The sequence below is a fragment of the Pantoea sp. BRR-3P genome (genome assembly GCF_039621635.1).
Classification (GTDB): domain Bacteria; phylum Pseudomonadota; class Gammaproteobacteria; order Enterobacterales; family Enterobacteriaceae; genus Pantoea; species Pantoea floridensis.
Window position 1 is genome coordinate 132,400 of record NZ_CP155067.1, and the last position, 13,563, is coordinate 145,962.

The 13,563-nt window shown below is 58.5% G+C and carries 5 protein-coding genes; 2 read left to right on the top strand and 3 right to left on the bottom strand.

Annotated features, from left to right (window positions below; genetic code table 11):
• Positions 1-51: 51 nt before the first annotated feature.
• The 3 genes from AAGR08_RS20245 to fes form a co-directional block, all read right to left on the bottom strand.
• The gene (locus tag AAGR08_RS20245) at positions 52-8,451 is read right to left on the bottom strand and encodes an amino acid adenylation domain-containing protein (protein WP_345830534.1); all 8,400 of its coding nucleotides are present in this window, start codon (positions 8,449-8,451) and stop codon (positions 52-54) included.
• A gap of 170 nt (positions 8,452-8,621) precedes the next feature.
• The gene (locus tag AAGR08_RS20250; protein WP_097098052.1) at positions 8,622-8,843 is read right to left on the bottom strand and encodes an MbtH family protein; all 222 of its coding nucleotides are present in this window, start codon (positions 8,841-8,843) and stop codon (positions 8,622-8,624) included.
• Positions 8,836-10,194 (bottom strand): enterochelin esterase, encoded by a 1,359-nt coding sequence (gene fes, locus AAGR08_RS20255; RefSeq protein ID WP_345830536.1) that lies wholly within the window; start codon positions 10,192-10,194, stop codon positions 8,836-8,838. The genes AAGR08_RS20250 and fes overlap by 8 nt, the downstream gene beginning before the upstream one ends.
• Before the next feature lie 278 nt (positions 10,195-10,472).
• Here fes and AAGR08_RS20260 point away from each other — a divergent pair, with 278 nt between their 5' ends.
• The gene (locus AAGR08_RS20260; protein WP_097098050.1) at positions 10,473-12,647 is read left to right on the top strand and encodes a TonB-dependent siderophore receptor; all 2,175 of its coding nucleotides are present in this window, start codon (positions 10,473-10,475) and stop codon (positions 12,645-12,647) included.
• A 172-nt stretch (positions 12,648-12,819) separates the two neighbouring features.
• Entirely contained in the window at positions 12,820-13,305 is a 486-nt protein-coding gene (locus tag AAGR08_RS20265; protein ID WP_097098049.1) for a hypothetical protein, read from the top strand.
• The last annotated feature ends 258 nt before the right edge of the window (positions 13,306-13,563 follow it).

A 13,563-nucleotide genomic window follows, 5' to 3' on the forward strand; every position in this document is an offset into this window, starting at 1 on the left:
CTTTCGTAGGGTGCGCATTTATGCGCACCGTTTCGATGCCCGCACCAAAGCTCAACCCGCTAACAGCTGATTTATCAACGGTCCCAATACCTTCAGCGAATCCGCCGAGAGAATATCGGCGTGTTCGCAATCCAGCGGGTAGAGGGTGAGCTCATCCACAAACGGCGCCCAGCTGGCGCGGACATCCATATCCGGCGGCACGGTTCTCTTCGCCATAAACAGCGTGGCGTTGCCGGCATAACGCGGCGTGCGCGCTTCGGCCAGGCGCGCGACGGCATCTTTGTAATTAGCCACGATGGTGCTAAACATCGCCGCCTTCTCCGCCCGCAGCAGCGGATCGCGTTCGTCTTCGGTTGCCGCCATAAATTCGGCCTGCTCCCGCGCCACCTCCTGTTCCGCTGCAGCGGCATCCGGCATGCGCCAGTCCTGACCTTCCGCCGGATAGGTATCCAGCAGGCCGAGGAAGGCCACCTCTTCACCTAACGCCTGCAGGCGTGCCGCGATGCCTTGCGCCAGCGTGCCGCCAAGCGAATAACCGAGCAGGAAGTAAGGTCCGCTCGGCTGCTGCTGGCGAATCGCTGCCAGATGCCGATCGCACATCGCCGCCACGCTGTGACACGCCGCAATCACCCCATCAGGACGCGGCGATTGCAGGCCGACAATCGGGAAGTCGCCGTCCAGATAGTGCAGCAGGGCGCTGTACTGCCAGGCGAAACCGGAGGCGGGATGGATGCAGAACAGCGTAGGGCCGTTGCCTGCGCGCAGCGGCAGCAGTTCACCGTTGCCACCGGTTTCGCTGCTGGCGCCGTCGTCGAGCAGCGTCGCCAGCTTCTCCACGCTGCGTGCCGCGATGATCTGCCCGACGCTGAGCGGCGGCACCTCACGACGACGCAGTTCTGCCGCCAGACGCATCGCCAGCAGCGAATGGCCGCCGAGCGCGAAGAAATCGTCGTCGGCGAACACGCTGTCGCAACCCAGCAGCTGCTGGAACAGCTCTGCCAGCAAATGCTCACTGGCGCTGTCCGGTAAGCGACCGCTGCGCGCGCTGCGCTGCGGCATCGGCAGCGCTTTGCGGTCGAGCTTGCCGTTAGCGCTCAGCGGCAATTGGTCGAGCAGCAGATAGCTGACCGGCTGCATATGCGCAGGCAATCGTTCGCTCAGCTGCTGCTTCACGCGCTCGAGGTCCAGCGTGATGCCCGCTTCCGCTACCAGCCAGCCCAGCAGCTGACGATTATCGACGCCCGGCGTTGACTGCTGCGTAAGGTTGCGCGCCGCGACCACCGCTTGCGCCACGCCTGGCAGCGCCGCCAGGGCTTGTTCGATCTCGCCCGGCTCAATACGCTGTCCGCGCATTTTCAGCTGATCGTCACTGCGTCCCAGATACTCAACCGCACCGTCGGCGCGCCAGCTGGCAATATCGCCGGTGCGATACATGCGTTCCCCTTCGGCAAACGGCGCGGCGACAAAGCGCTGCGCGGTGAGGTCGGCGCGGTGCAAATAGCCATCGGCCAGCTGCACACCGCTGAGATAGAGATCGCCGGGCACGCCAACCGGCACCGGGCGCAGCAGGTTATCGAGAATATGCAGCTGCGTGTTCCACACCGGGCGTCCAATCGGTACGCCCGGACCGTTGAGGCCCGCTAGCGCGCTGCCGCTGGCCGGTTGCCAGGTGACATCGACGGCGGCTTCGGTCGGGCCATACAGATTGTGCAGCGGTGCGGCAATCAGATCCTGATAGCTGCGCGCCAAATCGCACGCCAACGCTTCACCGCTACAAAATACGCGGCGCAGGCTTGGGCAAGCACGATCGGTTTGCGTCGCCAGATGGCCGACAAATGCGGCCAGCATCGAGGGGACAAAATGCATTGTGGTGACGCGATAATCGTCAATTAGCTGCCACAGCGCCTGCGGATCGCGGTGTGCCTCCGCTGGAGCCATCATCAGCTGCGCGCCAGTCATCAGCGGCCAGAAGAACTCCCACACCGAGACATCAAAGCTGCACGGGGTTTTCTGCAGCACCACATCGTCGGCGCGCAACGGATAGCTGGCCTGCATCCAGCGCAGACGATTGATGATAGCGCGTTGGTTCACCACCACGCCTTTCGGTTTGCCGGTGGAACCCGAGGTATAAAGGACGTAAGCCGGCCGATTGGCATCCGCCTGCGGCAGCGTGTGCCGAGCCTGAGCCTGTGGGTTGGCTAAGCCATCAAATAGCATCAGCGTACCAAAACGGGCGAAACGAATTTCCAGCGCTGACTCGGTGATCACCACCCACGGCCGCGCATCTTCTACCATGTAGGCCAAACGCTCATCGGGATAACCGATATCCAGCGGCAGATACGCCGCCCCGGCTTGTAAAATGGCGCTGAGCGCGATGCTAAGCCGTACCGAACGCGGCAGCGCCACGGCGACGATGTCGCCCGGCATCACGCCGGCTTCGATCAGGCGATCCGCCAGCAGCGTAACCTGCCGCTGCATGTCGCTGTAGCTCAAACGATGCGCTTCATCAACCAGCGCTAGCGCATCGGGCGTACGCGCTGCCTGCTGGGCAATTGCCTGCTGCAGAGTTTCATCTTCCAGCTGCACGCCGGTGTTATTGACCCACGCCAGCAGCGATTGCTCAGCCAGCGTTTGCAGTCGCCACTGCGTCAGCGGCAGATCGGGCGTGGAAACCAGCTGTTGCAGCAGCAGGAGCAACCGCTCGGCGAGACGTTCCGGCGCGCTGACGCAGTCGCGATACTCCATCAGCAGCGTCAGCTGTTCACCCGGTAGCACCAGCAGCGTCAGCGGGTAATGCGTATAGCCGCGGTTGTGAATCGCCTCGCAGCGCACGTCGGCATTGGCATCCAGCACGCTTTGGTTGTCCGGATAGTTCTCGACCACCAGCAAAGTATCAAACAGCGTACCTGCGCCAACCAGCTGCTGAATTTCGGCCAATCCGAGGCAATCCTGCTCAATTAGCTGGATCTGCTGCGCCTGATGATCGGCCAGCTGCGCCAGCAGTGGCCGCTGATGATCGAAGCGAACGCGCACCGGCAAGGTGTTGCTGAACAGGCCGACGTGCTGATCGATACCGTCAATCTGGCCAAATCGACCGGACACTGGTGCACCAAACACCACATCCTGCTGGCCGCTGGCAACGGACAGCATCAAGCCCCACACACCCTGCATGACGGTGTTCAGGGTTAATCCACGCGCCCGACACAGCGCATAAAGCTCGCGCTCCAGCGTGGCATCCAGCGTGATGCGTTTTTCGCTGACCGCGCTGTCGGCCGCGTTTGGATAGAGCAGCGTCGGCCGCACGTCGCGCAGGCACGATTGCCACTGTTGGCGCGCGTCGTCGCAGTCGCGCTGGCCGAGTTGACGCACCAGGTCAACATAACTGCTGCTGAGCGCGGGCAGGGTTTGCTGCCGCAGCGCACAAAGCAGATCGTGGAGGATCACCGGCGTTGACCAGCCATCGACCACGAGATGATGCGCGTTAAGCAGCAGCGTCCAGCGCAGGCCATCGCGATGGGCGATCAGCGTGGCTTGCAGCATGATCGGCTGACTAAACAGATCCTGCGCCAGCGCCTGATGCTCCAGCGCCAGCAGCGCCTGATCTTCGTCTTCCTCAGCCAACTGATGCACCGCCAGCGGCCAATCCCGCTCGCCTTCCGGCAGCAGCTGCAGCGGTTGCAGGCTGAGTTCGGCATCAAAGCGTGCCGCCAGCTGTGGATGGCGGCGTAGCACCGCGTTCAGCGCCTGCTGAACGGCTGCGGCGCCGATCTCGCCGCTCAGCGTAAGACGCGTCAGCGAGTTATAGCTGCCTTGTTGTGCGGTGGTTTGGGCGTGGAACAGCAGGCCTTTTTGTAATGGCAACAGCGGCAGCACGTGGCTGAAGGCACCGTGACGCGCATGCAGCTGTTGCAGCGTGGTATCGTCTACGCCATCAATGGCCACGTCGGCGGCAACCAGCGTATTGGCGGCCTGCTGCGGCTGATCTTGTGCCAGTGCCATCAACGCCTGCGCGGTGCTGACCATCGCCAGATGCAGTTGTTCAATCGCCTCAGCATTCAACACGCCAGCGGCCCAGCTCCAATTGAGCGCCAGCTGCGCCGCGTCCGGCTGCTCTTCGACAAACACGTTAAGTTCTAACGCATGCTGCAGCGGCAGCGCGCCATCCTGCATCACCGCAAAGGTGTCGCGGAACGCCTTGGCGGTGCGCTGTGGCGACCAATAGCCGCTGCGCTGTTGGAAGCGCCCCAGATAGTTAAATAGTACCTGCGGCGCATGCTTAGCCGCCAGTTTTGCCAGCGTAACGCCGCGATGCGCATCCAGCCAACGTAACTGACCATAGCCAATGCCGCGATCCGGCACCGCGCGCAGTACCGCTTTTACCGCGCGTACGCTAGCGTTGAGCGGCGCCTGTGGGTTTTCCGGTAATGCCAGCAACAGCGGGAATTCCGCCGTTAACCAGCCAACGGTGCGCGCCAAATCCTGCTGGGTATGCAGCTCGGCGCGGCCATGTGATTCCAGCGTAACGCGTTGCATCGCACTGCCGTTATGCTGGCGCAGCGCGAGGGTCAGCAGCGTTAACAGCAACTCTTCGCTGGTGGCGCGATAAGATTGCGGCAGCGTGTTGAGCAGCGCGTGCGTAGTGGCCGCATCCAGCAGCGTGCGCCGATGCTGCTGGCGATCGCTGTGCTGAAGGGATCGCTGTCCAATCGCCGGCAGCGGTTCAGCCAGCATCTGTTGCCAGAACGGCAGTTCGCTAGCGCGCGCGGAGAGGTTAGCCAGCAAGGCAGCCGACCAGTCATGCAGCGAGGTTTCCTCTGCAGGGATCATCAGCGGCGTGTTATTGAGCAGCGCATCACCGGCCTGTTGCAGCTCATCCAGCAACACGCGCCAGGAAACGCCATCAACAATTAAATGATGCAGCGTCAACACCAGCGCGCAGCTGGCGCCGTTTTGTTGCAACAGCGTGGCCTTGAGTAACGCACCGGCAGCGGGATCAAGCGCGTAAGCATCTTCGGTAAACGCCTGCTCCGCCGCACTATCGCGATCTGCTATTGCCCATACGCGTACGCGTACGCGGGCAGGGCATGCAGGCAATGTTTCGCCGACGATCAGCTGCTCATCGCGCGTAAAGCCGTTCAACACGGGATGCGCCCGCGCCAGTTGATCGATCAACTGTTCTACCTGCGCCTGCTGTAACTGCGGCGGCACCGACAGCAGCACGCCGTGGGCAAAGCGCGCATTAATGCCTGCCTGCGCGTGGAACCAGTGCAGGATCGGCAATCCGCCAATCGCGCCCTGTTGCGCCACCCGTTTAGCGGTGGACTGTTGTGCCAACGGCGTTAAATCACGCGCCATGCGGGCAGCGGTACGTTCAGCGAAAATTTCACGCGGACGTAACAGATAACCGGCGCGGCGCGCGGCGGTGCTAAGTCCCATCGCCGAGATACTGTCACCGCCGAGTGCAAAGAAATCATCCTCTGCACCCACGCTTTCCAGCCCGAGCAGGTTGGCTATCGCCGAACAAATCAGCTGTTCCTGCGGCGTGCTGGCAGCGCGGCTTTGGTTCTGCGCCGCCTGTTGCGGCTTTGGCAGCGCCTGGCGATCAATCTTGCCGTTGACATTAAGCGGCAACGTCTCCATCACCATCAGTACCGCCGGCACCATGTAATCCGGAAGCCGTGTTGCAAGCTGTGCCAGCAATTGCGCGCTGAGAGTGCCCTCTGCGCGCAGCGCATCATCCTGCACCGAGCAGTAGCCAATTAAGCGATGCGTCGCGCCTATCACTTCGGCGATGACGATGGCGGTGCTGACTTCCGGCAGCGCCACCAGCGCGTTCTCCACCTCACCCAACTCGACGCGGAAGCCGCGCACTTTAATCTGGTGATCGGTACGGCCAATAAACGCCAGCTGACCATCCTGATTCCAGCGCATCAGGTCGCCGCTGCGGTACATCACATCGCCTGCGCGGAACGGATTGGCAACAAAGCGTGCGCTGGTGAGATCGGGGCGACGCAAATAGCCGCGCGCGATGCCGCTTCCGGCAATGTACAACTCGCCTGGGCAGCCAATCGGTACCGGACGCAACTGGTTATCCAGCAAATAGACTTCGCTGTTCCCCACTGGACGGCCAATCACCGGCTGCGGCGAGGCCATCACGTTGGCGCCGAGCGTATCAATGGTGTATTCCGACGGGCCGTAATAGTTGTGGATCTCCATCTGCTGCTGTTGCTGCATCCGTTTCCACAGTGTCGGCGTTGCCGCTTCGCCGCCAATCATCACAAACGATGGGCGATGGTTATCGGCTTCCAGCAGGCCGCTGTCGATCATTTGTGAGAAGAACGACGGTGTGATATCCAGTAAATCCACCGGCACCGCGTTCATCTGTTGTATCAATCCCCAGGCGTCGCGGCGCAGATCTTCGTTGAAGATATTTAGCTCGCAGCCCATCAGCATGCAGAACAGCGGTTCCCAGGAGGAGTCAAAGGAGAATGAGGCGGTGTGACCCGCGCGCATGCGGCGCGGACTGTGGGCGGTAAAGCGCGCAATCGCGGGGCCAAACAGGTGTTCGCGATGCGAGAGGAACAGATTGAGCAAACCCTGATGCGTGCTCATTACGCCTTTGGGGCGTCCGGTCGATCCCGAGGTGTAGATCATGTAAGCCAGATCGACACCGCACAGGTTAGTTGCGGGTCGCGCGGTGGGATACGTGTTCAACTCAATCTCGTTAATCAACAGATGCGGCAGTTTTGGCATTTGCTCCAGCGTGCGGGTGTGGGTGAGTAGCAGTTTGGGCTGCGCGTCATCGCACATCAGGGTTAAGCGTTCACGCGGGTAGTCGAGGTCGAGCGGCATATAGGCCGCGCCGCTTGCCAGTACGCCAAATATCGCCACCAGTGAATCTACAGAACGTGGAATTCCGATTGCCACCACGTCGTCGGCGTGCAAACCGCGCGCGATCAGCAGATGTGCAAGCTGCATCGCGCGATCGGCAAGCTGGCGATAACTCAGGCTGCGCTCGCCGCAAACTACCGCGATCTCATTGCCATGTTGCGCAGCAGATTGCAGCAGGACATCAACAATGGTGGCGGTATTGGCAGGCGGTATGATGCCAGGGCCGGTTGACCAGCGCTGCAGATCGGCCTGCTCTTGCGGGGCAATCAGCGACAGCGCACCCACGTTAATAGCAGGATTATCAACAAACTGGTTTAGCAGATAGCCAATGCGTTCGGCGTGACGTTGTAACGATTTTGCATTATAACGCTGCGGGTTAGCGACTAACGTCAACTGTAATGCACCGTCGCGGAAACCAACCTCAAATTCCAGATCGTCCACCGGGCCCATTGCCAGCGTGTGGGTGGCGGCACCATGACCATCGAATTGCACATCGTCGTGATAAACCTTGACGTTAATCACCGGGCCATACAGCGCCTGGCTGCTGCCAACCAGACCCAGATCGCGGCGCAGCTGTTCCGCTTCATAACGCTGATGACGGCGCGCTTTGCGGATTTCGCTCTGCACCTGCTGCAACAGCGCCGGTAACGTCATCTCATCGCTCACGCTAAAGATCAGCGGCAATACATTCACCACCGGTCCGAGCGTTGAGATCGCCGCCGAACCCATGCGGCGCATGAACGGAAAGCCAATCGACAAACGCGAGCGGTTGCTGATGCGGGCGAGATAGGCAATTAACAGGGCACTGACGATATCTCCTTCGCTGCTGTCAGCCAGCTGCTGATGCAATCTCGTCAACTGCGGGAGGGTGACCTGACAACTGATGGGGCGAGCGTCGGGATGCGTTATGTTTTCATTTGAGAGCGTAAGGGTTTCAGGAAGCTCAGCGGTGTAGCTTTGCCAGTGGCTGGCGGCGCGCTCGCAGGCGGCGGAATCCTGCCACTGTTGATACTCCTCAATCACCGTGGTGAAGGGGGTAAACGGCGTGGGCGCAGGCGTTTCGCCGGTACACTCGGCGGCATAGATTGCCGCAATGCGCTGCGTCAACGCCGCAAAACTGAAGCCATCTACCAGCAGATGATGATAGCGCTGATACCACAGCCAGTTGCCGTCATCGACGCGCATTAACACGTGACGATAGAGCGGAGCGTCGCCGTCGGCAGGCAGCTCAGCAGCGATATCTGCCTGCATCAGCTTGTGCGCCTGGCGGGTTGCGTCGGCACGCTGGCTAAAATCGTGCCATTCCGGTGCGATGGGTGCTTGTGCATCGAACCACTGCGCCGGATTGCCCTCATCGTCGAGACCAAAGCGCGCCTGCACGGTATCAGCTTCGGCCATCGCCTGACGAATAGCGCTATCGAGTGCGACGCGGTTGATGTTGCCGTGCAACACGCTGTAGTGCGCCACGGTAAATTGATTGCGCGGCTGCGCAATGCTGTCAGCGATCCAGATGCCGGGCTGCGCCGCGACTAAAGGATAGGGTTGTTTGATCGTTGCCAAGAGACAGTTCCTGTCTGATTCCCGTCATCCTTCGGGCTGCAACGGCGTTGGCTGCGTGCGCTCACCCCAGTCACTTACGTCCGTAAGCACCTAGGGATTTGCACACTTGCCGCCTTGCTGCAGCCCGAGTGATTGGGGGAATAAATTAACTAAATGATTAAAAGAGCAAATTAAGCTGCGGTAGACGACGTCTGTTGCGTCGCTGGTCGCATGTCGTGCCAGTTGGCTTCGATAAATTCAATTGCCGCAGCGCGCGTTAGCGGCCCTGCCACGTTATGCCAACCGGCGGGAACGGGAGCGAATGCTGGCCACAAACTGTATTGCTGGCGCGTGTTAAGCAGCACCAGAAATTCCAGCGCATCGTTATCAAACGGGTTTTGTTGTTCAGACATGGTGATTACCTTCAGAGGGTGAGGTTGGGGATAGAAAATCGGCCAGCAGCCAGCGACAGCCGTCGATCAGACCGCCGCGCCAGCACAGCGCATCGTGCCCTCCGGCGTAGCGGCGAAAATGTAATTCGTGGCCAGCGGCTTCCAGCACCGGAGCGATCTGCTGGTTGACGTACACCATGTCCGCCTCGCGATCGCCCACTTCCTGGAAGATCTTCAGCGTGCCCGTTGGCAATGTGCCTTGTTGCAGACGCTGCAACAGCAGGCCCGGCGCGTGATGTTCACGATTGGCGTAGTCGCGGAGATATTGCAGGTTGGGCCACCAGAATGAGCCGGATTGCGTAAGAATGCGGCCAAAGCGCTGCGGCCAGTGCAACCCGGCATACAGGGCGGCGAGTCCACCGTAGCTTTGCCCGGCCACCAACGTGCGATCGGCATCGCTGCTGAATGCCGCGTGTTGCTGAGCCAGCGGCAGTAGCTCTTGCTGCACCGCCTGCCAGAAAGTTTCATTGCACGGTAATTCCGCTTCGCGATGCTGGCTGTCGATGACATCGATAAACAGCCAGCAGGCCGGCGGCAGTTCGCCAGCGGCGGTGACCTGATCCAGTGCGCTAAAGATCGGCTGGCCGTACACCCAGTTTTGTCCGTCGAGCAGAATTGCCAGCGGACGCTGTTCAGGCCGGTCGGTTTTACCCGTGCTGTAGATCCAAACCTTGCGCGTAACCTGGAGCAGCGTGCTGCGCCACCGCAGCGTTTGCAGCGTATCGGGCCAGGTTTCGGCGAGTCCGGCATCCAGCGCTCGCCACGCCGATTGATCCGGCGCATCCGGCATATGCGCGTTGCTCAAAGCAAAGCGACGGCTGCTGAGAAACGGCGGGGTGGGATTGAGCTTGTCGGGAATCGCCAGCGGCATCAGCGAAATCCACCATTTACGTTGCAGCGCGCGACAGGTGTCATCATCGCCACAAAATAGCGGCGGCAGCTGTTGCGCAGTGACCGGAATCAGGCTGTAACTGCCGCGCCAATCGGATTCAATCGGCGTAGACCAATGCCAGACGTTGCTGTCCCCCACGCGCGCCAAACTTTCTGGCGCTTCGCTGTGGTGATCGGTGACGCCATTAATATCGATATAAACCCGTTGCGTAGAAGAAAGTGCGGAATGACCTTGGGGATCGCGCCAAAAAAAATGCATGGAGGTCTGACCCTGCTCATCACGTTCCACCAGCGGTGTTCCGGTGGCATAAAGCCGCTGCCACCAGCCTTCGCCGCCCACATCAGCTTGTCGCAACCATTGCGCAACGGTTCCCGCAGGCAACCAGGTTTTTGCTGTTTTTTCTGCATGCGTTAGAAACATTCTGCAATCCATCTCCAAATTTTGTTCATAGTCTTTACTTAATCAAAGCTAATGCAAATGCTATTGATAACGATTTACATTTGCAATATGATTTTTCGCGCCTAAGAAACCTTCGGATTTTCAGTGGATTATTTTGTGAGAGAGGTCACGCGGGGAAATTAGGGCCGTAAATAATCGATGACAGTAATATTTCAATCCGTTACAGCCTCTGCTATTAGGCGAGGACCTCTGAATGGATTATTTCATCTACAAGGCAGTTTGAAATAGAGATGGCGACTATGTCTATTAAAGTAAGAAAATCAGCAATACCTGCTGTGGCACACCCGTTCAGGTTCAATCCTGTCTATCTTTCACTGGCCTCAATTTTGTTAGTGGCACCGGTGTCCGCCGAAGAGACGATTACCGTTAACGCCGAAACGCACGAAAGCGTCACCGCACCGCTACAAGGCTATGTGGCGAAAGAGAGCGCGGCAGGCACAAAAACCGCCACGCCGTTGCGCAAAACCCCGCAATCCATTTCAGTGATTACGCGTGAGCAGATGGACGATCAAGCGGCGGCATCGGTGGCGGATGCGCTAAGCTACACCAGCGGCGTGCTAACCAACTATCGCGGTAACTCCAACCGTAATGATGAGATTATTGCGCGCGGTTTCCGCTATGCGCCGAAGTTCCTCGACGGCCTGAGCTACGGCTTGTCCGGTCAGGCTGGCGCCGCGGGGCAGATCGATCCCTGGCTGCTGGAGCGCGTTGAGATGATTCATGGTCCCGCCTCGGTGCTGTACGGCCAGGTGAATCCGGGTGGCATCGTGGCGATGACCAGCAAACGCCCGACGGCGCAAAGTATTCATAAAGTGCAGCTCAGCACTGGCAATCAACATTTGGGTGAAGCGGCGTTTGATTTCGGCGGTAAGCTAAATGATGACAACACGCTGTTTTATCGCCTGAACGGTATCGCCAGCACCAAACACGAGTTCGTTAAAGATAATAAACAGCAGCGTATGGCGATTGCGCCGGCCATTACCTGGCTGCCCAACGCCGATACCAGCTTTACGCTGTTGACGCTGTATCAGAACGAGCCGAAAGCGGGCTACCGTAACTTCCTGCCGGCCAACGGAACGTTGTTCAACACCAGTGCCGGACGGATCCCTTATGACTTTAACGTCAGCGATCCGAGCTTCAACGAAGCCAAACGCGAGCAGACGTCGATTGGTTATATTTTCGAGCACAATCTGAACGACAACGTCAGCTTCACGCAGAATCTGCGCTACAGCAACATGGATGAGTCGTACAAATATCTGGTGTATACCGTTGATGCGGATAACGATCACTCGATCAACCGTCGTCCGCAGCACGACAAGATCAAGTCAAAAGAGTTGGGTCTGGATAACCAGCTGAAAGCCACCTTTGATACCGGGAATGTTGCGCACACTGTGCTTGGCGGGCTGGATTACAAGTGGAGCGACGTAGATAACAAATTGTGGCTCGACAGGGGCGATCAATACATTCTCGATTGGGCTAACCCAACGCGTATCAGCATCAACGAGAGCGATTTGACGCTGACTACCAGCACCCGTAAGAAGCTCGATCAGGTTGGTGTTTATCTGCAGGATCAGCTGGAGTGGAATCAGTGGAACCTGCTGTTGTCAGGCCGTAATGACTGGAGCGAAGTGCGTACACAGGATCGCACCGATAACAGCGAAACCCAGCAGAATGATAACAAGTTCACCGGGCGCGCCGGTTTGCTGTATGCGTTCGATAACGGGATTTCGCCATACATCAGCTACAGCACCTCGTTTGAACCCAACCTGAACAGCGGCGCGCCGGGCACCGATCCGTTCAAACCGACCACCGGTGAACAGACAGAAGTGGGCGTGAAGTATCAGCCGTTGGGCTGGGATGCGGTGTTTACCGTGTCCGCGTTTGATATCACGCAGAAAAACATTACCGCTTATAACAACGTCACCGGCTATAACGAGCAGATTGGTAAAGTGCGTTCAAAAGGTATTGAAACCGAAGCGCATGCGCAGATCACGCCAGAGATCAAACTGCTGGCGGCTTATACCTACACCGATGCGGTGACCAAAGAGAGCAGCATCACCGAACGTATTGGTCACTCGCCGTCCAGCATTCCGCGTCATGCGGCCTCGGCGTGGGGCAGTTATACCTTCCTCGATGGCGTGCTGAATGGCTTTACCCTTGGCAGCGGCGTGCGCTACACCGGCACCGCGCCAGCGGATGAAACCGGCACCAATAAGGTTCCGCATTACACGTTGTACGACGTGATGGCGAAGTATGAATTAGGCGAAGCGGCGAATTCGCTGCGCGGTACCACGCTGCAACTTAATGTGAATAACGTGGCGGACAAACACTATGTCGCCTCGTGCAGCAACACCAGCGCCTGCTTCTATGGCAGCGGTCGTTCCATTGTTGCATCGGTTAATTACAGCTGGTAATTCCGTCGGCGGTCTTACCGGCCGCCGTTTCTTTTACATTCCGTGCGGCTGGTATGCACCTGTTACAACTCCTCACCGGTTTTAGGAAAATACTGTAATTATGAGACTGTCATCACTATTCAAGGCACGCTAAAATAATCGCTTCTCATTCAGCAAAGGTGTTTTTGTCACGATGTTATCGCGTTTCACACTGGCCACTTTGATGGCAACCTTAATGCTCACCGGCTGTGCCCGACTGGCTGCCGTTACCGGTACATCCCCTGACAGCACTGCGACGGCGGATACCTCCGCGGCTCAGCCTGCGACCGGCGCGCCAATCGAAAATAATGACACGCCAACCCCATTTGAAAGCGGCCCGACGGTGATTAATGTTTCGCATCTGGTTACGCGCACCGATGATGGTTCAACCATTTATTTAACGGTTGATGGTCAAAATGCGGGACTGTTGCAGAAGGGCGAAAAGAAAGAGATTCGTGTCGCGCCAGGTAAACACCAAATTGGCGGATACGTGCAGACGCTTTTTGGCTTTGGCAAAGTGACGATTGCTTCAGTGGATGTCACCACCGATCCTAATAGTCCGAAAAATGTTGTTTATTCGGTAACCCGCCAGAAGCCAACGTTTAGCGAAACCGACGCTACACCGCCGAATAACTCCTGAATCATGTCCGGTGCGCATCAATGCGTCATGACGGCTAATGCGGTCTTTAAAACGGTGCGCATAAATGCATCATGACGGCTAATGCGGTCGTTGAAACGGTGCGCATAAATGCGCACCCTACGATGTAGGGTCGCCATTTATGGCGACCGTCATAATGACGCACAGTACACAACGCCATTCATGGCGACCGTCATAATGGACGCACAGCTCACCTCGCCATTCATAGCAGCCATTTCGCTATTCGCTGCGGCTAATACC

What these genes read in the sequence shown, in the direction of transcription:
- AAGR08_RS20250 (WP_097098052.1), bottom strand. Translation starts at nt 8,843, where the DNA reads ATGTCTGAACAACAAAACCCGTTTGATAACGATGCGCTGGAATTTCTG.
- fes (WP_345830536.1), bottom strand. Translation starts at nt 10,194, where the DNA reads ATGTTTCTAACGCATGCAGAAAAAACAGCAAAAACCTGGTTGCCTGCG.
- AAGR08_RS20260 (WP_097098050.1), top strand. Translation starts at nt 10,473, where the DNA reads ATGTCTATTAAAGTAAGAAAATCAGCAATACCTGCTGTGGCACACCCG.
- AAGR08_RS20265 (WP_097098049.1), top strand. Translation starts at nt 12,820, where the DNA reads ATGTTATCGCGTTTCACACTGGCCACTTTGATGGCAACCTTAATGCTC.